The organism is Sphingomonas sp. Leaf9, from assembly GCF_001421355.1.
Lineage (GTDB): Bacteria > Pseudomonadota > Alphaproteobacteria > Sphingomonadales > Sphingomonadaceae > Sphingomonas.
In genome coordinates, this window is the sequence record NZ_LMKC01000002.1 from 1 (window position 1) to 19,473 (window position 19,473).

General features: G+C 68.0%; 17 protein-coding genes. 15 read left to right on the forward strand and 2 right to left on the reverse strand.

The window, feature by feature from the left end:
• On the forward strand, window positions 1-446 hold a 446-nt coding region (locus ASE58_RS04155; RefSeq protein WP_156347611.1), incomplete at its 5' end, for a glycoside hydrolase family 125 protein.
• Window positions 447-493: 47 nt separating this feature from the next.
• On the opposite strand, the gene tagH is transcribed toward ASE58_RS04155, so the two are convergent.
• Window positions 494-1,951, reverse strand: a complete 1,458-nt coding sequence (tagH, locus tag ASE58_RS04160) for a type VI secretion system-associated FHA domain protein TagH (RefSeq protein ID WP_055818218.1) — start codon at window positions 1,949-1,951, stop codon at window positions 494-496.
• On the reverse strand, window positions 1,948-3,999 hold the full coding sequence (locus ASE58_RS04165) for a type VI secretion system Vgr family protein (RefSeq protein ID WP_156347612.1): 2,052 nt from the start codon (window positions 3,997-3,999) through the stop codon (window positions 1,948-1,950). Before ASE58_RS04165 ends, tagH begins: the two co-directional genes overlap by 4 nt.
• 249 nt (window positions 4,000-4,248) lie before the next feature.
• Here ASE58_RS04165 and ASE58_RS18485 point away from each other — a divergent pair, with 249 nt between their 5' ends.
• The 14 genes from ASE58_RS18485 (at window position 4,249) to ASE58_RS04235 (ending at window position 19,473) form a co-directional block, all read left to right on the forward strand.
• Complete coding sequence (locus tag ASE58_RS18485; RefSeq protein WP_162233502.1) at window positions 4,249-4,923, forward strand: OmpA family protein; 675 nt, start codon at window positions 4,249-4,251, stop codon at window positions 4,921-4,923.
• 17 nt (window positions 4,924-4,940) lie between these two features.
• The gene (locus ASE58_RS04175; protein WP_055818224.1) at window positions 4,941-5,939 is read left to right on the forward strand and encodes a type VI secretion system protein TssA; all 999 of its coding nucleotides are present in this window, start codon (window positions 4,941-4,943) and stop codon (window positions 5,937-5,939) included.
• A gap of 70 nt (window positions 5,940-6,009) precedes the next feature.
• A complete protein-coding gene (tssB, locus tag ASE58_RS04180) occupies window positions 6,010-6,546 on the forward strand; it encodes a type VI secretion system contractile sheath small subunit (protein WP_055758045.1) in 537 nt (178 codons plus the stop codon).
• Between the two features lie 26 nt (window positions 6,547-6,572).
• Window positions 6,573-8,060, forward strand: coding sequence for a type VI secretion system contractile sheath large subunit (gene tssC / locus ASE58_RS04185; RefSeq protein WP_055818226.1), 1,488 nt, complete (start codon window positions 6,573-6,575; stop codon window positions 8,058-8,060).
• Window positions 8,061-8,110: 50 nt separating this feature from the next.
• Window positions 8,111-8,605, forward strand: coding sequence for an Hcp family type VI secretion system effector (locus ASE58_RS04190; RefSeq protein WP_055758051.1), 495 nt, complete (start codon window positions 8,111-8,113; stop codon window positions 8,603-8,605).
• Between the two features lie 3 nt (window positions 8,606-8,608).
• A complete protein-coding gene (locus ASE58_RS04195) occupies window positions 8,609-9,400 on the forward strand; it encodes a type VI secretion system accessory protein TagJ (protein ID WP_055818228.1) in 792 nt (263 codons plus the stop codon).
• A gap of 4 nt (window positions 9,401-9,404) precedes the next feature.
• A complete protein-coding gene (tssE, locus tag ASE58_RS04200) occupies window positions 9,405-9,938 on the forward strand; it encodes a type VI secretion system baseplate subunit TssE (protein ID WP_055758058.1) in 534 nt (177 codons plus the stop codon).
• Window positions 9,935-11,812, forward strand: coding sequence for a type VI secretion system baseplate subunit TssF (tssF, locus tag ASE58_RS04205; RefSeq protein ID WP_082467648.1), 1,878 nt, complete (start codon window positions 9,935-9,937; stop codon window positions 11,810-11,812). Before tssE ends, tssF begins: the two co-directional genes overlap by 4 nt.
• Entirely contained in the window at window positions 11,776-12,819 is a 1,044-nt protein-coding gene (gene tssG / locus ASE58_RS04210) for a type VI secretion system baseplate subunit TssG (RefSeq protein WP_082467774.1), read from the forward strand. Before tssF ends, tssG begins: the two co-directional genes overlap by 37 nt.
• Window positions 12,816-13,409: a hypothetical protein gene (locus ASE58_RS04215; protein ID WP_055818230.1), complete on the forward strand. Its 594-nt coding sequence runs from the start codon at window positions 12,816-12,818 to the stop codon at window positions 13,407-13,409. The genes tssG and ASE58_RS04215 overlap by 4 nt, the downstream gene beginning before the upstream one ends.
• A 38-nt stretch (window positions 13,410-13,447) precedes the next feature.
• Window positions 13,448-16,069, forward strand: a complete 2,622-nt coding sequence (gene tssH, locus ASE58_RS04220; RefSeq protein WP_055818232.1) for a type VI secretion system ATPase TssH — start codon at window positions 13,448-13,450, stop codon at window positions 16,067-16,069.
• Between the two features lie 166 nt (window positions 16,070-16,235).
• Complete coding sequence (locus ASE58_RS04225) at window positions 16,236-17,129, forward strand: NlpC/P60 family protein (protein WP_268795053.1); 894 nt, start codon at window positions 16,236-16,238, stop codon at window positions 17,127-17,129.
• Window positions 17,126-17,671, forward strand: a complete 546-nt coding sequence (locus tag ASE58_RS04230; RefSeq protein WP_156347613.1) for a hypothetical protein — start codon at window positions 17,126-17,128, stop codon at window positions 17,669-17,671. Before ASE58_RS04225 ends, ASE58_RS04230 begins: the two co-directional genes overlap by 4 nt.
• Before the next feature lie 107 nt (window positions 17,672-17,778).
• Window positions 17,779-19,473 carry a ShlB/FhaC/HecB family hemolysin secretion/activation protein gene (locus tag ASE58_RS04235; RefSeq protein ID WP_055818238.1) on the forward strand — a complete coding sequence of 565 codons (1,695 nt, stop codon included), beginning with the start codon at window positions 17,779-17,781 and terminating at the stop codon, window positions 19,471-19,473.

The window sequence follows — 19,473 nt, forward strand, 5'->3', positions numbered from 1 at the left end:
TTGGCAATGCGATCTTCATGGACGATGCCAACGTACCCTCGCTCTCCAGCCTCGCGTGGCTCGGCTGTGTACCCGCCAGCGATGCGCGGTGGCAGCGGACGGCGGCGGCGGCGTGGAGCGAGGCCAACCCGTGGTTCTTCAAGGGGCGCGCGGGCGAGGGGATCGGCGGGCCGCACCAGGGCATGGACTATATCTGGCCGATGTCGCTGATCGTGCGCGGGCTGACCGCCACCGACGATGCGACGATCCTCAAATGCCTCGCGACGCTGAAGCGGACCCATGCCGGCACCGGCTTCATCCACGAGGCGTTCGAAAAGGACGATGCGGCCAAGTTCACCCGCGACTGGTTCGCCTGGGCCAATGGCCTGTTCGGCGAGTTCATCCTCCACCTCGCCGCCACCCGGCCGCAGCTGCTCAGGGCACCGCTCGACCGCATCGCGGTCTGAGGGGGGAGCACTGCCCCGCGTTCGTCGGGACTATTTCCTGCCCTTCCTTACCCCCGCTGGCCGGGCGGCTGTGCGTTATATGCCTCGCGAAATTCCTTGGCGAACATGTCGAGGAACGCCTCGTCCGACCCCTGTGCCACGCCGCCGAATTCGCGTTCATAGGCCTGCCACAGCGCTGCATCGCGCGCGGCGGGCAGGACGCGTTCGAGGACGCCGCCGTCCTTGGCCCGCGCGCGGATCGCCGAGGGGGCGAAGCGTTCGAGCGTGGTGCGCAGCGCGCCCTGCATCGCGCGCAGCGTCGCGACCTGATGCGATTGTAGGTCGCGAAACGCATCCTCGACCGCGCGGTCGGGGGCCATGAAGCCGGGCTGTTCGGCGCCCAGTAGCATCGCCAGCGCATCGTCGGGACTGCGCGCGAACTTCAGCGGGTTATGGCCTTCGGGGCTATAGGCGGTGGCCTCCGCGCCCAGCTGCGCCTTGGCCCGCGCCCGCGCCTCCAGCATCACGACCAGCCCGGCGACCAGCCGCCGGAACAACAGCGCACCGCGTTCGGCGGCATCGGGGGACAGGCGCGCCGGATCGATGCCGAGCGTGGCAAGAAACGCATCGCCGGCGGCGGGCGTGGCCGGTGGAACGGGTGGCGGTGCGGGCGGTGCCGGCTGGGCGACCGGAGCCGGGGGCGGCGCGGGCGGCGGTGGCGGTGGCGACAGGCCCAGCGGATCGCGCGGTGCCTCGACCGGCTGGCCGAAGCCGCCACGGGCCCAATCGACCACATTGCCCTCCGCGATGCGGCCCCACAGATCATCGGGGGTGGGGGCAGGCGGCCGGTCGGGCGCGGCGCTCGACCAGGCGGAGGCCGGATCGGGCGTCGGCATCGCGCTGTCCCACGTCGACACGACCGGTGGCGGGGCGGCGGCGGGCGTGGCGGGTGCTGCCCAGCCGGACGCGCGGTCGGGTGCCGGGCCCCAGCCGGTCGCGGCCGCGCGATGCGCTTCGGGGCGGGCGAGCGACGGGCCGGTCTGCGGCTGCCAGCCGGCGCTGCTGCCGCCGCCGGCGCTGCCGCGTCCGGCGGATGGGAGCGGACCCCAGCCTGCGCTGGCCCCGCCACCCGTGGCGGCCGGGCTCCAGCCGTCATGGGCCGGCACGGGGGTGGGGGGCGTCGTGTCGTTCCACCCGCCCCAGCCGTTCGCCGCCGCCGCCGGGCCATCGAGCCGGGCGAGGAAGGTGAATGGGCCGGCGGTGAAGCGATCGCCGTTGCGGATCACATGGTCGGGCGACACGCGCTGCCCGCTATCGGCCAGGAAGGTGCCGTTGGTGCTGCGATCGATCAGACGATAGTCGCTGCCGTCGAACCGGATTTCGCAATGCCGCGACGACAGATGCCGCGTCGGATCGCCCAGCATCCAGTCGCATCCCTCCGCCCGGCCGATCACTGCGCCACGCCGGTCGAGCGTCAGGGGCGCGGCGGTGGCGGGGCCGGCGACGACCGACAGGGTCAGCGTCATTGGCTGCCGTCACCCGCTGCGGGGCCCAGCGCCTCGGGTGCGCCGAACGCCCCGCCGCCTTCGGGATTGATGTCGGTGCGCGCACCGTTCAGCACCAGTGTGGTGGCACCGTTGACCCGCGTATCGGGGGCGTTGACGACCGCCATGGTGTTTGCCTGCACATTCACCGTTGGTGACTGGATGGTGATGCTGTCGGGGCCGATGGTGATCTTCGAATTCTTGACGCGGATGGTGATCGACGTCTTGGATTCGATCGACAGCGCACCGTCGACCAGCAGGCCGTCGGTGCCGATGACATGCGTCTCGCGCTTGCCCTTTACGTCGGTCCTGCTGTCGCGGCCGATGGTGTTGGTGTCGTCGCGGCCGATATTGGTGGTGCGGTCCAGCCCGACGCGGCGGTCCTGGTTATGGCCGACATGGCGCGATTCATCGAAGCGGACGCGGCTGTTCATGTCGCGCTCGGCATGGATGAACATTTCCTCCTGCCCGCCCTTGTCCTCGAACCGGATTTCGTTCGAGGTGCGGGTCTGCCCGCTGTCGAGCGCCTCCGTCTCGGGATAATCGCCCGACGCGCCATAGGTCAGCGTCCGCCACACCGCGCGCGTCTTGTTCGCGGGCAGGTCGTAGACCGGCATGTGCGACCGGTTGAACACCCGGCCCATCACGATCGGCCGGTCGGGGTCGCCGTCGAGGAAATCGACCAGCACTTCATGGCCCACCCGCGGCAGGATGACGTTGCCCAGCCCGCCGGTCTGCGACACGCGCACCCAGCAGGTGGAGCGTTCGCCCGGCGTGTCGGCGCGGTCCCACGGGAAGCGGATCTTCACCCGGCCATATTCGTCGGTGTAGATCGTCTCGCCCGCCGGCCCCGTAACCATCGCGGTCTCCAGGCCCTGCGCGCGCGGGCGCGGCGTCTGCGCCGGCGACTGGAACACGGTGTCGGCGGGTACCGCCTCGAACTTCACATTATACGGCTGCTCATCCTCCTGCTCGCCCGAGCGATAGGCTTCGGCGGCGATCGAATGGGTCGCGGCGATCACCATATACGACCCGTTCAGCCGGTCGGCGGGATGGTCGGCGACGTCCAGCCGCTGTCCGGTGGTGATGCCCGATGCCTGGCTGGTGCCGGTAAAGACGCGGCGATTGGCGCGCTGTGCGTCGAGCAGGGTCTGGCCGCGTTCGCGTCCGGTCTGTTCCTGGTCGCCGCGACCGGTCTTTTCGCGGGTATAGCGGCCGGGATAGACGAAGATTTCGCGGTCGTCGCGCGGGTGGCCGCCCTGTCCGGTCGATTCGCTGGCCAGCGGCTGGTCGGGCGATTCGAAATCGAAATCGCGCACCGTTACCCGCGCCTGCCCGCTCGACGCGACGCGTTCGACCCAGGTCTGCAGGATGTCGCGCGGGGCGTCGAACCGGCTCTTCGAATTGGCGGTGAACACCGACATGGCGTTGGCGTTGAAGCGCAGCTGCGGCGGATTGCCCGGCTGGTGCGACGCCGGCCCCTCGCACAGCACCATCACATGCCGGTCGGCATCGTGGCGGAAGAAGTAATAGATGCCTTCCTCTTCCATCAGCCGCGAGACGAAATCGAAATCGCTCTCGCGATACTGGACGGTATAGCCCCGCGTCACGCGCGGCTTGGCAAGGCGGGTGTAGTCGACGTCCTGGATGCCGGCGCCCTCGATCACCGCCTGGATGATCTCGACCGCGGTCTTGTCCTGGAAAATCGCCATCTGGCGGTTCTGCGCCAGATAATAGGTCCATGGTTCGATGGTCAGGCGGTAATGATGGCCGTCGGGCTTTTCCTCGACATATTCGCCCGCCGTTACCAGCCCGTGGAACCGGCGGAGCAGTTCGCCATCCTCCAGCACCGCCAGCCCGGCGGGCTTGCCGAGATGGGGATAGAGGTCGAGTTCGAGCGGCGAGATGATCGTCGCGCGCACCGTGAAGGGGCGGCCGAGCCGTTCCTCGCTCTCGATTCGCTGCAGCACGACCTGTTCGTCGCCGACGTCGATCGACATCTGGGTGAGCCGTTGCCCTGCGTCCGCCACCAGCTACTCCTGCGTGCGCGACAGCCTGCTGCATCAGCGGCCGAACTGCCTTGTCCCTGCCCGCGAACCTATCGTTCGTCCCGCCACCGTACAATGGCTTGAAAATCAAACGGTCGTTTCGGGATTGTGATCCATCGCGAATCGCGGCTAGAATATGGCAACAGGGCGGGGGCCTAATCGTTATCGGAACCGGAAGGGGACGAGACTATGACGCTACGCTTCGCACTGCTGTCCATGGCGGGATTGTCCATGGCAGGGACGATCGCGGTTCCGGCAACTGCCGGACAGGCACAGCCTGCGCGAACGCCGACCGTGGAGGGGTATCTCTGCACCTTTGCCGGTAAATGCGATGGCGCGACGCCCGATCGCGTGACCCGCGATGCCCCGGAAACGCGCGGCTTTCGCCTTGCCCGGCCGGGTGAGGGGGGCGATGCATCGGCCTCGACGCCGGCGGCCGCACCGGTCGCGCGGACCCAGCGGCGCACCCCGCGGAGCGCAGCGGTCGCCGAGCGTTCTGCCCGAACCGGCCGCAGCGTGGGGACCAGTGCCTATGCCGCCGCGGCACCAAGCACCAATCCCGGTGCGGGACGCCGTGCCGACCTGATGATCGGGTTCGAGCTGAATTCCGACCGGCTGACCCCGGCGGGCGAGGCATCGGCGCAGGTCTTTGCCCGGTCGCTGCTGATGCCCGAACTGCAGGGCCGCCGCTTCCGGATCGAGGGGCATACCGACGAACGCGGCGGGCGCGGCATCAACGTGCCGCTGTCGGTGCGCCGGGCGCAGCGCGTTGCCGACTATCTGATCGCAAATGGTGTCGCGCCGGCCCGGCTGGAGACGCGGGGCTTCGGATCGTCGCAACCGCTCCCCGGGCGCAGCGCCACCAATCCGGCCAACCGACGGGTCGAAGCCGAGCTGATTTCCTGATCGCGCCGGCGGCCGCCGTGACCCCGATCGACCGGGAAACCCTGTTGCAGCCGGTGGCGGACGATGCGCCCGCCGGCCCCGACCTGTCGTACGACCCCGCGCGCGAGACGATCGAACAGGCGTTCGCCACCCCGCCCGACGAAGTGGACTGGGACGCGACGATCCGCGCGATCGTCGAACAGATGGCGCACACCCGCGACCTGTGGCTGGCGGTCTATCTGGCGCGGGCGGGGGCGCGTGCGGGGCGGCTGGCGGTGGTCGGCGACGCGTTCGACCTGCTGGCGGGCTATCTCGAACGCTTCTGGGACAGCGCGCACCCCACGCTGGCGGAATATGGCATCGAGGGGCGGCGCGGCGCGTGCGAATCGCTGGTGCGGATCGGCGAGTTCCTGGCCCCGCTGCGCCGCGTGCCGTTGATCGACCATCCGCGCCTCGGCAGCTTTTCCGGCGGCGATTTCGAACGCTTCGCGACCGAGGGCGCGGTGGCCGATGGCTATGGCCCGTTCCGCGCGGCGCTGGCCGATACGCCGGTCGACCGCATCGCCGAGGAACGCGACCAGCTGGGCCAGATCCGCGCGGCGATCCTGCGCACCGACCGCGTGCTGTCCGAACGATCGGAAGCGGTCGGACAGACCGGCACCAATTTCACCGCAACCTATGACACGATCGATTCGATTGTCGAGGCGATGGACAGCTTCGTCGCCGCCGCCCCGCCGGCCGAGGCGGTGGCCGACATGGCGAGCGGTACCCCGGCAACAGCCTCCGCGCCGCAGGGATCGGCACCGGGGCGAATTGCCTCGCGCGACGACGTGGCGCGCGCAATCGATTCCATCGTCGATTATTATGCCAGGGCCGAACCATCCAGCCCGATTCCGATAGCACTCGTCCGAATCAAGGGGTGGATCACAATGGACTTCGTTTCGATCCTAGATGACATTGCGCCAGGGAGCCGAAACGAGGCCTTGAGCGTATTACGATCCAGAAACGAAGACGGCGGCGGTCCAGACATGATGTAATTCCGGTGCGACATCGCAGCGCCGGGCAAAATACAGGTCCGGTCGAAACGTTCAGAAGGGATGCGGATACATGGCGATCAAGAGCGGGCAGCGTTTCATTCGGGAGAATCGCAAGCCCCGAGTGCATATCGAATACGAAGTGGAGACCTATGGCGCACGCCAGAAAGTCGAACTGCCCTTCGTCATGGGGGTCATGTCCGACCTGTCGGGCAAAAGCCTGAAGGACAAGAAGGCCGCCGAATCCCGCGAATTCGTCGATTTCGACATGGATAATTTCGACCAGCGGATGGAGGCGATCGCCCCGCGCGTCGCCTTTGCCGTCGACAACACGCTGACCGGCGAGGGCAAGCTGGCCGTCGACCTGACGCTAAATTCAATGAACGATTTCTCGCCCGGCCAGATCGCGAAGCGGATCGAACCGCTGGCCAAGCTGCTGGAGGCGCGGACCCAGCTGGAGGACCTGCTGTCCTACATGGACGGCAAGCATGGCGCGCAGGACCTGCTCGACAAGGTATTGAACGACCCGGCGCTGCTGAAGGCGCTGCTCGCCGAACGTGCGGCGGCTCGTACCGAGGCTGACGGCACCCCGTCGGCACCCCAGGCCTGAACCCCGGTAGCGAACAGGAGCGGACCATGGCCCAGGAAGCCTTCAGCCAGAGCAACGACACCGCGCCCGCCACTTCGGAAGAGGTGAGCGATTTCCAGGCGCTGCTGCAAAAGGAATTCAAGCCCGCGACCGAGGAACGCCGGTCGCGCATCGAACAGGCGGTGCAGACGCTGGCCGAACAGGCGCTGTCGAACGCGCAGATCGTCGGCGGCGACGTGTTCGCGACGGTCGATGCAATGCGCGCGGCGATCGACCGCAAGCTGACCGAGCAGATCAACCAGATCATCCATCACCCGGAATTCCAGGCGATGGAGTCGGCATGGCGGGGCCTCAACTACCTCGTCATGAATACCTCGACCGGCAAAGACATGAAAATCCGCGTGATGAACATGTCGAAGGAAGAGGCGCGGCGGATGTTCCGCCAGTATCGCGACGCGGCGTGGGACCAGAGCCCGCTGTTCAAGAAGATCTACGAGAACGAGTTCGGCCAGCTGGGCGGCCAGCCGTACGGCGCGTTCGTCTGCGACTACAGCTTCGACCACAGCGCCCCCGACCTGGAGGTCATGCGCGGGCTGTCGCGGATCGGTGCGGCAAGCCACGCGCCGTTCATCGCCGCCGCCGCGCCGTCGCTGCTGGGCATGGACAGCTGGACCGAACTGTCGAACCCGCGTGACCTGGGGAAGCTGTTCGATGCGACCGATTATGGCGCGTGGCGTTCGTTCCGCGCGTCGGAGGACAGCCGCTATCTGGCGCTGACCCTGCCGCGGTTCCTCGGGCGTCCGCTCTATGGCGCCAAGACCGAACCGGTCGAAGAATTCGATTTCGAAGAGGACGCCGGCGGGGCGCATGACAGCCATCTGTGGCTGAACGCCGCCTATGCGATGGGCACGCGCATCACCGAAGCGTTCAACACCTATGGCTGGACCACCCGCATCCGCGGCGTGGAATCGGGCGGTACCGTCGAGGAACTGCCGACGGCGGCGTTCCCGACCGACGAAGGCGGCATCGATTACAAATGCCCGACCGAAATCGCCATTTCCGACCGGCGCGAGGCGGAGCTGTCCGCCGCCGGGCTGATGGCATTGGTCCATCGGAAGAATACCGACCAGGCGACGTTCATCGGTGCGCAGACCGTCCACCGGCCGGCCGCCTATGACAAGAAGGAGGCGACCGCCAACGCCAACCTGTCGGCGCGCCTGCCCTACATCTTCGCCAGCTGCCGCTTTGCACATTATCTGAAGTGCATGGTGCGCGACTGGGTCGGCGGGTCGCGGGAGGCCGAACAGCTTCAGCGCGATCTGAACAATTGGGTCCTCCAATATGTCGACGGATCGCCCACGACATCGAACGAGGAAACCAAGGCCCGCCTGCCGCTCAAGCAGGCCAAGATCGAGGTGATCCCAGACGAGGAGAACCCAGGCTACTACAAGGGGAAGTTCATGTTCGTGCCGCACTACCAGCTCGAAGGGATGGATGTGGCGCTGAGCATGGTTTCACGCTTGCCCAAGTCCTGACGTGAACGGTTTTCGTCCGGGCTTTCACGGTTTGTAACAGGAGTAAGTCAATGGCAGTCGATCTTTTCCTCAAAATTGACGGCGTTCATGGTGAATCGTCCAAGAAGAACCACCAGGGCGAAATCGATATCATCTCGTTCGATTTCGGCGCCGTGCAGCATGGTTCGTTCCACAGCGGCGGTGCCGGCGGTGGTTCGGGCAAGGCCGAAATCTCCGACATCCGCATCCAGAAGGAAGTCGACAAGTCGTCGCCGCTGCTGTTCAAGCATTGCGCTTCGGGCAAGCACATCAAGGAAGCGGTCATCTATTCGCAGAAGGCGGGCGACGGCAACAACCCGCTGACCTATTACAAGATCAAGCTGGAAGACATCATCGTCTCCGACATCCATAACAATGGTGCCTCGGGCGGCGATGCGATCATGGAATCGGTCACGTTCAACTGTGCAAAGGTGACCTTCGACTATCAGGCGCAGAACGCGCAGGGTGGCAAGGACGGCGGCGTCGTCACCGCCTATTACGATATCCGCCAGAACGAGGCGGGCTAAACGATGGCGGCGGTCGTCAGTTCTGGTTCGCAGGCCGACGACCTGCTGCGTGCCGGCGACTTCGACGGGGCACGCCGTGCCCTGGTCGAAGTCGTCAAGGCGGATCCCGGCCATGTGCCGACCCGATTGTTCCTGTTCCAGCTGCTGGCGGTGCAGGGCGACTGGGCGAAGGCAAAGACGCATCTGACCGCGCTGGCGCAGCTGTCGCCGGAGGCGCAGATGCTCTCGGTCGTCTACGGTCAGGCGATCGATGCGGAGGCGACGCGCGCGGCGGTGATGGTCGGGCGCGAATGCGCAATCATTCATGGCGGCTCGGATTGGGCCGATGGCGTCGCCGAGGCGCTGCAACTGGCAGCGACCGGCGCGACCGCCGAGGCGGAGGAGGTCCGCGCGGCGGCGTTCGATGCCGCGCCCGATACGCCCGGAACCATCGACGGCGTGGACGTCGACTGGATCGCGGACGCCGATCCGCGCTTCGGCCCGGTGGTGGAGGCGATCATCGGCGGGCGCTACGGCCTGTTGCCGTTCGACGCGGTGGCAAGGATGACGTCGGAAGGGCCGAAGGACCTGCGCGATATCGTGTGGGCACCGGTCGAACTGACATTGAAGGCGGGGCCGCGCGTCGCCGCGCTGCTGCCGGCGCGCTATCCCGACCTGTCTGACGATCCGGCCGAACTGGCCGCGCGCGCGACCGGGTGGCGGGACGACGGGCGCGGTGTCGGACAGCGGCTGTGGACTGCATCGGACGGCGAGGATCGCGCGCTGCTGTCGATCCGCTCGGTCGAGCTTCGCTGACCCCGTGGCGGTGCGGCAACGGCTGACGCCGACGCTCTATGACAAGCTGGTCGCCGATCTGGACATTTCGGGGATGCGCGACGACGAAGAGACCGCGCCCGCCGTCGCGCGGGAGAAATTCCGCTATTATTCGGTGCCCAAGCTGGAGCGCTTCAACGAAACGGCGCTGCGCGCGACGATCCGCCGCGATCTGGCGTGGTTGTTCAACACCACCAATCTGGAATCGCTGGTCGATCTGGACGCCTATCCGCATGTGAAGGAATCGGTGCTGAATTACGGCCTCACCGACCTTGCCGGCCGCACGCTCGACCGGCGGGCGGTGCTGGCGCGGGCGCGCGAGATCCGGCGGGCGATCCGGCTGTTCGAACCGCGCCTGTCGCGGGAAGGGCTGACGGTCGATCCGGTCGAGGACCCCAGCGATCCGCACGCGCTGACCTATCTGATCCAGGGCGACATCACCGCGGCGGCGCAGACGATGCCGGTGAAGTTCCGTACCGAAGTCGAGGCCGAAACCGCCTCCGTCAACGTGCGCGAATGACGACCGGCATCGATCCGCGCCTGCTGCGCTATTATAACGACGAACTCGCCTATCTGCGCGAAGAGGCGCGGGCGTTCGGGATCGAACATGAGGCGGTGGCCGGGCGGCTGGGGCTGAAGACCCCGACCGACCCCGACCCCTATGTCGAACGGCTGCTGGAGGGGGTCGCGTATCTTGGCGCCCGCGTGCAGCTGAAGATCGCGGACCAATATCCCGAATTCACCCACCACCTGCTGCATGCGGTCCAGCCGCATTACCTCGCGCCGACGCCATCGATGTGCATTGCCGCCTTTGCGCCCAAGGACGGCGACCCGATCCTGACCAAGGGCTATGTCGTGCCGCGCGGCACGCCGCTGACCGCGACCGCAACCGAACAGAATGGCGTGCCGGTCGAGTTCCGCACCGGCCACGACGTGACGCTGTGGCCGCTGAAGATCACCCAGGCCGAATATCTGCCCAGCCGTGCCGCCGTCGCTCCCTTCGCCACCGCCGCCGACGTGCGGGCCGAGGCGGGGTTGCGGTTGCGGTTCGAAACGACCGGCGGTGCGGCGTTGCCGCAGATACTGCCCGATGCGCTGCCGCTCTATCTGGCGGGGTCGGAGGCGGTGCCGGCCGAACTCTATCGCCAGCTCATCGGCGAAACGGTGGCGACGATCGCGCGGTCGGCCGATGCGGCGGCGGGGCCGGAGGGGTGGATGCGCCTGCCGCCACCGGGGCAGGTCGGGTTCGACGACCATCAGGCGCTGTTGCCGCCCGAGCTGCGGTCGTTCCGGGGCTATCGATTGCTGACCGAATATTTCGCCTGTCCCGAACGGTTCCTGTTCGTCGACCTGAAGGGGCTGGGCCGGGCGTTCCGGGTCAGCCCGACCGCGTGCGACGTAGTGCTGCTATTCTCGCGATCGGCGCAGATTCTGCACAATGCGCTGGACCTGTCGAACTTCCGCCTGTTCGCGACGCCGGCGATCAACCTGTTCGAAAAGCAGCTGGGCCGGGTGCGCGTGTCGCGGTTCGACCATGAACATCATGTCGTGCCCGACCGCGCCCGCCCCCTCGATTACGAGGTGTTCCGCATCCTCGACGTACAGGCCTATGCCGCGAACAATGTCGATGCGCGGACGGTCGCGCCACTCTATGCGCCGGGCGCGCTGCTCTACGACTGGAACGAGGCGCTGTTCTACACCACGCAGCTGCGCCCCCGCCGGCTGTCGACGCGCGAACGGCGGCTGCGGCGGCGCGGGGAGTATACGGGCACGGAGACGTGGATCGCGCTGACCTCGCCGGGGGATGCATCGCGGCTGGACGCGGTGGATGAACTGGCGGTGCGCGCGTTGGTGACCAACCGCGAGCTGCCCGAGTTGCTGACCTTTCGCGGGGAACATCACTTCACCGTATCGGGCGTACCGGCGCGCACCGTCAGCGTGCTGCGGGCGCCGACCAAGCCGCAGACGCCGATGGGGTTGGGCGATGCCGCGTGGCGGCTGATCGGGCATTTGACACCCAACTATACCACGCTGGCACCGCAGGACGGCGACGATCCCGGCGTGCTGCGCGATCACCTGGCGCTGTATGGGCGACAGGACGACGCGGCGTCGCGGCGACAGGTCGATGGCGTGACGGCGATCCGGTCCGAACGGGTCGCGCGGCGGGTGCCCGGCATGGACCGTATGTCGATCGCGCGCGGGCATCGCATCCATGTCACGCTGGACGATGCCGCGTTCGACAAGGGGCGGATGTTCCTGTTTTCCGCGGTTCTCGAACGGTTCCTGGCCGAATTCAGCAGCATCAACAGCTTCACCGAAACCTGGGTCGCAAGCGCCAATGAAGGGGAGTTTCAGCGATGGCCGCTGAGGATCGGTCGCCGACCGACCATCTGACCTTCTTGGCCGATGCCGCCGCCGATGCCGGGCGCTTCGGGCTGTTCCCGATCGTCCGGGGGGCGGAGGCGCGGGCGCGGCACCTGCCACGCGTCGGCCGGGCGCGGCGGCCAGCGCAGAGCGTGGCCGACCTGACGCAGGTGCCCTCGCTCGCCTTTCCCGATTCCACGCTGGCCGAAGTGGAGGTGCGCGGCGGCCGGGCACGGGTCGGCGGATATTGGCTGGGGCTGACCGGGCCGATGGGCCCGTTGCCGCAGCACATGACCGAGTTCGCGACGTTCGAGCGGCGCTATGCGCGGGCGCGACCGTTCGGGCGGTGGCTCGACCTGCTGGCCGGCAGGATGCTGCAATTCTTCTTTCGTGCATGGAGCGATTCGCAGCCGGCGGCACAGGCAGACCGTCCGGAGGACGATCGCTTCGCCATCGGGCTGGCGCGGCTGACCGGGGCGGGCGACGGCGTATCGCCCGACGCCGCGTTTCCGGCGGCGGGGCGGGTGCATTATGCCGCGCTGTTCGCCGGGCGGCGCAGCGCCGGGGCGATCGAGGACGCACTGACCCATTTGCTGGGGCAGGCGGTGCGGGTCGAGGAATATCAGCCGCGCTGGCGCGACATCGATGCGGAGGATCGCACCCGGCTGGGCCGGCAGTTCGCGCGGCTGGGCGACGAGGTGATGCTGGGCGGCCGGGCGAAGGTGGTGAGCGATGCGTTCCGCGTCGTGATCCGCGCGAAATCGGCGGCGGATTATGCGGCGCTGATGCCGTCGGGCGCGCGCTTCCGCGTGCTGTCGGAGGCGCTCGATGCCTTTGCGCCGAGCCACCTCGAATGGGATGTCGCGCTGGAGATCGACGGGGCGGACGCGACCCCCGCCCGGCTGGACGGTGCGACGCGGCTGGGGTGGAGCGGCTGGCTGGGGGGCGGCGGCGCGGGCGTGCGCCGCGACGCCCATCTGCGGCGGGCTGGCGACGGGGCGGCAACGGATCGGTCGCACGGGAGCGAGGTCGCATGACGGCAACGATGCGCATCGGCGCGCGCGGCGCGCTGCGGCGGCTGATGCCGGCCCTGTTCCTGATCGGTTGCGGCGCACCCGCTGCACAGGCGTTGGCGATCGAGGCGTCACATACCGAAATGTCCGGAGCGGCGAGTGCAGCCAGCATCGCCGCGGCGGAGGTGAGCGCCGCCCGCGCCGGTTGGCGCGACGTCAGGGTGAGCCAGGCGCAGTCGTTCCGGTTGATCGTGGGCGATCGTGCGGTCGCCGCGCTGGTCACGGGGAAGGCGATGCTGGCCCCCGGCGTGCCGGGCTGCTTTGCCGGCGTGGTACAGGGCGATCGCGTCGCGTTGGTCCCGACCATCGGGCAGGGCGAGTATGAAACCACCAGCTGCGGCGGGCCGGTCGCGGCGGGCATCCTGTTTTCGGGTGCGCCGGTCGGCATTGGCGTGGTGTTCCAGTCCTATTCGCCGAACGCGGCACCGCGCGAACCGATCGCCTTTCGCTGGGACGTCGCGACCAACGCGTTCGCGATCGATGCCGCGCGATCGGAAACGGCCTCCCTCGCCGGGGCGCAGTCGATCGCCGACATGCGCCGCGCCCTCCACTAGCCCATTCGCCCCAAGCCCATCGACCGACAAGGATCAGCATGACCGACATCAGCCGTACCGCCCTGTTCGGACGCCTCGATCCCAGCGCGTTGCAGGCGATCGAATCCGCCACCGGGTTCGCTCGGATGCGCGGCAACCCCTATGTCGAACTGGTCCACTGGCTGCATTTGCTGGTGCAGGATTCGACCGGTGATATCGCCGCGATCCGGACGGCGTTCGGCATCGACGATGCGGTGCTGGCGCGCGATATCGTCGGCGCGCTCGACATCCTGCCGCGCGGGGCGTCGGCCATTTCCGACTTCGCGCCGCAGGTCGAGGAGGCGATCGAGAAGGGCTGGCTCTATGCCTCGCTGCAATTCGGCGCGGGCAAGGTGCGCACCGGGCATCTGCTGTACGGGATGCTGCGCACGCCGACGCTGCGCAACGCGCTGTTCGCGACCAGCGGCGAATGGCGCAAGATCGCGGCCGACCGGCTGGGCGCGGAGTTCGATGCGATCGTGAAGCCGTCGGCGGAAACGAACGCGGTCGCGCCCGGTGATCCGGCGACCCCGGCGGCGAGCGGCCCGGCCCCGGCGGGGGAAGCGCTGGCGCGCTATTCGACCGACCTGACCGCAAAGGCGCGTGCGGGCGAGATCGACGCGGTGGTCGGGCGCGATGCCGAAATCCGCCAGCTGGTCGACGTGCTGCTGCGGCGGCGACAGAACAACCCGATCCTGATCGGTGAGGCGGGCGTGGGCAAGACGGCGGTGGTTGAAGGGTTCGCCCGCCGTATCGCCGATGGCGACGTGCCCCCGGCGCTGAAAGGGGTGACGCTGCGCGCGCTCGACGTGACGCTGATGCAGGCGGGGGCCGGCGTGAAGGGCGAGTTCGAAAAGCGGCTGCGGCAGGTGATCGACGAGGTCGAGGGCGCAGCCAGCCCGGTGATCCTGTTCATCGACGAGGCGCATACGCTGGTCGGTGCTGGGGGGCAGGCGGGGACGGGCGATGCCGCCAACCTGCTGAAACCCGCGCTGGCACGCGGGCGGCTGCGCACGATCGCGGCAACGACCTATGCCGAATATCGCCAGTATTTCGAAAAGGACCCGGCGCTGACCCGCCGGTTCCAGCCGGTCGACGTGGCGGAGCCGGAGACGGGCGTCGCGGTCGACATGCTGCGATCGGTGGTCGGCGCGATGGAGGCGCATCACGGCGTGGTCGTGCTGGACGAGGCGGTCGGCGCGGCGGTCACGCTGTCGCAGCGTTACGTGCCCGCGCGGCAATTGCCGGACAAGGCGGTGAGCCTGCTCGACACCGCCGCCGCGCGCGTCGCGGTGTCGCAACACGCGACTCCGGCGGCGGTCGAGGATCGGCGGCGGCGACTGGAGCTGCTGGAGGCGGAGCGCGGCGTGGTCGAGCGCGAGACGCAGCAACGCTATCGCCGCGACGATCGGTTGGCCGAACTGGACACGGCGATCGGCGAGGCACGCTCGGCGGTCGAAGCGGTCGAGGCGAAATGGGCCGCCGAACGCGAGGCGCTGGACGCAGTGCGCGCGGCGCGCGACGGCGACGATGCGGGTGCGCTCGACACCGCGCTGGTGGCCGCGCGCGACGCGGCGGGCGATGATCCGATGGTGTTCGGCGTGGTCGACAGCGACGCGATCGCGGCGGTGGTCGGCGACTGGACCGGCATCCCGGTCGGGCGGATGGTCAAGGACGAGATCGCCAGCGTGCTGACGATCGGCGATGCGCTGAAATCGCGGGTGATCGGGCAGGATCATGCGATGGATGCCATCGCCAAGCGTATCCAGACTAGTCGCGCGAAGCTCGACAATCCGGCCAAGCCGGTCGGCGTGTTCATGCTGTGCGGGCCGTCGGGCGTGGGCAAGACCGAGACGGCGCACGCCTTATCCGAGCTGCTGTTTTCCGGCGACGATTCGATGATCGTCATCAACATGAGCGAGTTTCAGGAGGCGCACACCGTCTCCACGTTGAAAGGTGCTCCGGCCGGCTATGTCGGATACGGACAGGGCGGCGTGCTGACCGAGGCGGTGCGGCGGCGGCCCTATTCGGTCGTCCTGCTGGACGAGGTGGAGAAGGCGCACCCCGACGTCCACGAGATGTTCTTCCAGGTGTTCGACAAGGGGTTCATGAACGATGCCGAGGGGCGGCATATCGATTTCCGCAACACGGTGATCCTGCTGACGTCGAACGTCGGCACCGACCTGATCGCGACGCTGACCGAGGACGAGGAGACCGCGCCCGCCCCCGACGCGCTGGCGACGGCACTTCGCCCCGAATTGCTGAAGGTGTTTCCGCCGGCGCTGCTCGGGCGGCTGTCGGTGCTGCCCTATTATCCGCTGAGCAAGGATATGCTGGCCGGGATCGTCCGGCTGCATTTGGGGCGGATCGAGCGGCGGATTCGCGACAATCACGGCATCGCGCTCGCCATCGATCCGGCGGTGGTCGACCACATCGTCGAACGCTGTACCGAAGCGGCGTCGGGCGGGCGGATGATCGATGCGATCCTGACCAATTCGATGCTGCCCGACATGTCGGTCGCGCTGCTGGAACGGCGGATGCGCGGCGACGAGGTGCGGTCGATCGCGGTGGCGGTCGACGGGGATGCGCTGACCTATCGGTTCGATGGTGCATCGGGCGCGGTGGATGGTCCGGGCGAGTGATTGCAGCGACTTAGGGTTGCGATCATCGTGTTTCATGTGCGCTGGCGACGTGGATGATCGCCGGGGCGTCGATCCGGGGGGCGACCGACAAAAGACGGTAAACGATGCATCCATTGCGAAGGCGGAACGTTCAACGTTGCGCCGATAATAAGGCGGAGACGGAATCGTGCGATTTGGAGAGATCGATCGAGGCGCTCGGGGCCAGCAGGTCCAGATGTTGCAGCATCTGTTGAACACCACGGCCCGCCCCCGGCCACCGCTGGAACTGGACGGCGTGTTCGGCCAGTCGACCGAGCGTGCGGTGCGCAGTTATCAGCAGAGCCGCGGGCTGGAGGTCGATGGCGTCGTCGGCGCGAAAACCTGGTCCAGTCTGGGTGTCAACGGATCGGCATTGCCGCGCACGCCGTCCGCTGCCCGATCGACCGGCGGCACGCCGACCCGCGCGGTGACGGCACCATCGATCCGCAACCTGCCGATCGGCGATGCGCCGCTGGGGCGGGGGATGGGTGGGACCGCTGTCGCGACCCGGCCCGCGCCGGCCCGTCCGGCCCCCGCCGCACGGCCCGCGCCGCATCGCAGCGCGCAGCTGGAGCCGCCGGGATCGACCATCGGCGCGCCGTGGATGCGGGTGGCGCTGGCCGAGAAGGGCGTGGCCGAAGTCGCCGGGCGAACCCATAATCCGCGCATCGTCGAATATCACGCCACCACCACGCTGGCCGCGAAGACCGATGAGGTCGCGTGGTGCGCGTCGTTCGTGAACTGGTGCCTCGAACAGGCTGGTATTCGTGGTATCCGCAGCGCGCGCGCCGCCGACTGGGGCAAGTTTGGCGTGGCGCTGAGCGAGCCGCGCTATGGCTGCATCGTCCACATCTATCGCACGCCGCGCGGGGTCGACGGGTCGACCGGATCGTCGTCGGGGAACCACGTCGCGTTTTTCGTCGGGCAGACCGCGACGCATATCCAGCTGCTGGGCGGCAATCAGGGGAACCAGGTGAAGGTCTCCAGCTACCCGCTCAAGCAATACACAGTGAAGGCCATGCGCTGGCCGGAGGGACGATGAAGGGACCGGTAACGATGACGATCGGGCTGGGTACGCTGTTGCTGCTGTCGGCCTGTGGCGGCGGTGGCGACACGGCGGTCGAGGCGAATGCGGCGGCGGCTGCGCCTGTCGAAACCCCGGCCGAGGCACCGGTCGCGCCCGCTACGCCGATGGCGACGGCGACCGCGACTTCGGCGGCTCCGGCACAGGAACAATCGTTTCAGGCTTTCTGGACGAAGTTTCGTGCCGCTGCATTGGCGAACGATGCTGCGGGAATTGCTGCGCTCAGTGCGCCGGTGGTAATGCAGCATGGCGACTTGGACGATAGTCCGAAGGTCCGACTGAACCCGGCGCAGGTCGGGCCGGTGCTCCGCAAGCTGCTCGACAATCCCGATAACACCAATGGCGAGGGGCAAACCCAGCGACAGCTGGTCGAAGCCACCACCACGGCGAAGGTCGATCCGAATTGGGCCAAGGATCGCGTTCGTATCGGCGATATGGAATTTGCGCTGGGCAAGAACGGATGGCGGCTCGACCAGATATATTACGAGTCATACGACTGACGCGCTTCCGGGCGTAGCATCTGGCCGGCGACACGGGACAACCGGCGTCGGCAACAAGGGGGAGTATCGGTTTGCGGAAGCTGGGTTCGGGACGTTGGAAGCTGCTGATGGGGGCGGTCGCGTTGACCGTTCCGGCGGCGGGATGGGCGCAGGTCGCGCCGTTGCCCAGCCGGCAGGAGGTGACGCCGCCCGCACCCGATCCCGATCGGGCATCGCGTGCCGAGGTAGATTCGCGCGGCGCGCTGGCCATCGGCAATTGCCCGTTCGCAGAGTCGCCGCTGCGCGTGTCGCTGAACCGCGTCGCGTTCAGCCGGGCCGATGGCGCGCCGCTGCAACCGCAGATCGCCGAGGCGTTGGCCAAGGTGCAGCCGACGCCGGGCGACCAGTCGATCGCGGCGGTGTGCGACATTCGCGACCGCGCCAATGCCGCGCTGCGTTCCGAAGGATGGATCGCGTCGGTGCAGATCCCGGCGCAGGAGATTGCCGACGGCGTGCTGCGGCTGGAGGTCGTGACCGCGCGGATCGTCGAACTGCGCGTGCGCGGCGATGCCGGGCGGTATGAACCGTTGCTGCGCCAGCGGCTGGCGAAGATTCAGGCGATGGACCCGCTGAACGAGCGCGAGGCGGAGCGATTGCTGCTGCTGGCCGGCGACGTGCCGGGGCTGGACGTCGCGCTGTCGCTGCGCGCGTCGGGCGGCAAGCAGGGCGACGTGATCGGCGACCTGACGGTCAGCTCGCGCCGCTTCGCACTGTTCGCCAACGTCCAGAACTATAACTCCCGGCTGCTGGGCCGCGAAACCGTCTATGCACGCGGCGAGCTGTATGGCCTGACCGGCCTTGGCGACATCACCTATCTGGGTGCGTCGGCGGCGGTCGATTTCCCCGAACAGTTCATCGTGCAGGGCGGGCATATCTTCGAGGTCGACAACGCCGGCACCAGTTTCGGCGCGCGCGCGACCTATGCGTGGTCGCGGCCCGATCTGGGGGCGCTGGACCTGCGGACCAATACGCTGATCGCCGGGTTCGACGTGGCACGGCCGCTGGCGCGGTCGATCCGGTCGAACGCGCGGGTGCGTGGCGGGCTGGACTATATCGATCAGGTATCGCGCGTCGGCGGCGGTCGCGACGCGGTGACGCTGACCCGCGACAAATTGCGCGTGGTGTTCATCGGGCTGGATGGCGACCGGCAGTTCGTCGATGCGAACGGCAATGTCTGGCTGTCGATTTCCGCCGCCGGCGAATTGCGCAAGGGACTGGGCGTCCTCGACGCCAGCGAGCGCGGCTTTGGCAGCGGGACGCTGACATCGCGGCTGGACGGCAATCCGCAGGCGCTGGTGTTCCGCAGCGCGATCGACGCGACGGTGCGGGTCGGGCCGGTGTTCAGCGTGGCGGCACAGGGCCAGTTCCAATGGTCGAACGACCCGCTGCTGAACTATGAGGAATTCGCGCTGGGTAGCCTGACCATCGGGCGCGGCTATGATCCGGGTTCCAACAGCGGCGACCATGCGGTCGGCGGCCGGTTCGAGGCGCGGGCCGACGTGCCGCTGTGGTCGCCGGTACAGGCGCAGTTCTTCGGCTTCTACGACCATCTCTACCTGCGCAACCTCGACCGTACCGCGATCGAGGGGCCGCGCAATTTCAAGAGTGTGGGGGGCGGCGTCCGGCTGTCGCTGCCCGGCAGCGTTGTGCTCGACGTCGCCTATGCCAAGCCGCTCGACAAGGCGCTGTTGCTCGACGAACGTCGGCCACCGGCGCGTGTACTCGTTTCGCTGACCGCGCAGTTGCGCGATCGCGCCCGATAG

Excerpts from the sequence above, each read along its gene's own strand:
- ASE58_RS04195 (WP_055818228.1), top strand. The coding sequence starts at position 8,609 with ATGGCGGCGGTCGTCAGTTCTGGTTCGCAGGCCGACGACCTGCTGCGT.
- tssB (WP_055758045.1), top strand. The coding sequence starts at position 6,010 with ATGGCGATCAAGAGCGGGCAGCGTTTCATTCGGGAGAATCGCAAGCCC.
- tssC (WP_055818226.1), top strand. The coding sequence starts at position 6,573 with ATGGCCCAGGAAGCCTTCAGCCAGAGCAACGACACCGCGCCCGCCACT.
- ASE58_RS04215 (WP_055818230.1), top strand. The coding sequence starts at position 12,816 with ATGACGGCAACGATGCGCATCGGCGCGCGCGGCGCGCTGCGGCGGCTG.
- tagH (WP_055818218.1), bottom strand. The coding sequence starts at position 1,951 with ATGACGCTGACCCTGTCGGTCGTCGCCGGCCCCGCCACCGCCGCGCCC.
- ASE58_RS04230 (WP_156347613.1), top strand. The coding sequence starts at position 17,126 with ATGAAGGGACCGGTAACGATGACGATCGGGCTGGGTACGCTGTTGCTG.
- ASE58_RS04190 (WP_055758051.1), top strand. The coding sequence starts at position 8,111 with ATGGCAGTCGATCTTTTCCTCAAAATTGACGGCGTTCATGGTGAATCG.
- tssH (WP_055818232.1), top strand. The coding sequence starts at position 13,448 with ATGACCGACATCAGCCGTACCGCCCTGTTCGGACGCCTCGATCCCAGC.
- ASE58_RS04235 (WP_055818238.1), top strand. The coding sequence starts at position 17,779 with ATGGGGGCGGTCGCGTTGACCGTTCCGGCGGCGGGATGGGCGCAGGTC.
- tssG (WP_082467774.1), top strand. The coding sequence starts at position 11,776 with ATGGCCGCTGAGGATCGGTCGCCGACCGACCATCTGACCTTCTTGGCC.
- tssF (WP_082467648.1), top strand. The coding sequence starts at position 9,935 with ATGACGACCGGCATCGATCCGCGCCTGCTGCGCTATTATAACGACGAA.
- ASE58_RS18485 (WP_162233502.1), top strand. The coding sequence starts at position 4,249 with ATGGCAGGGACGATCGCGGTTCCGGCAACTGCCGGACAGGCACAGCCT.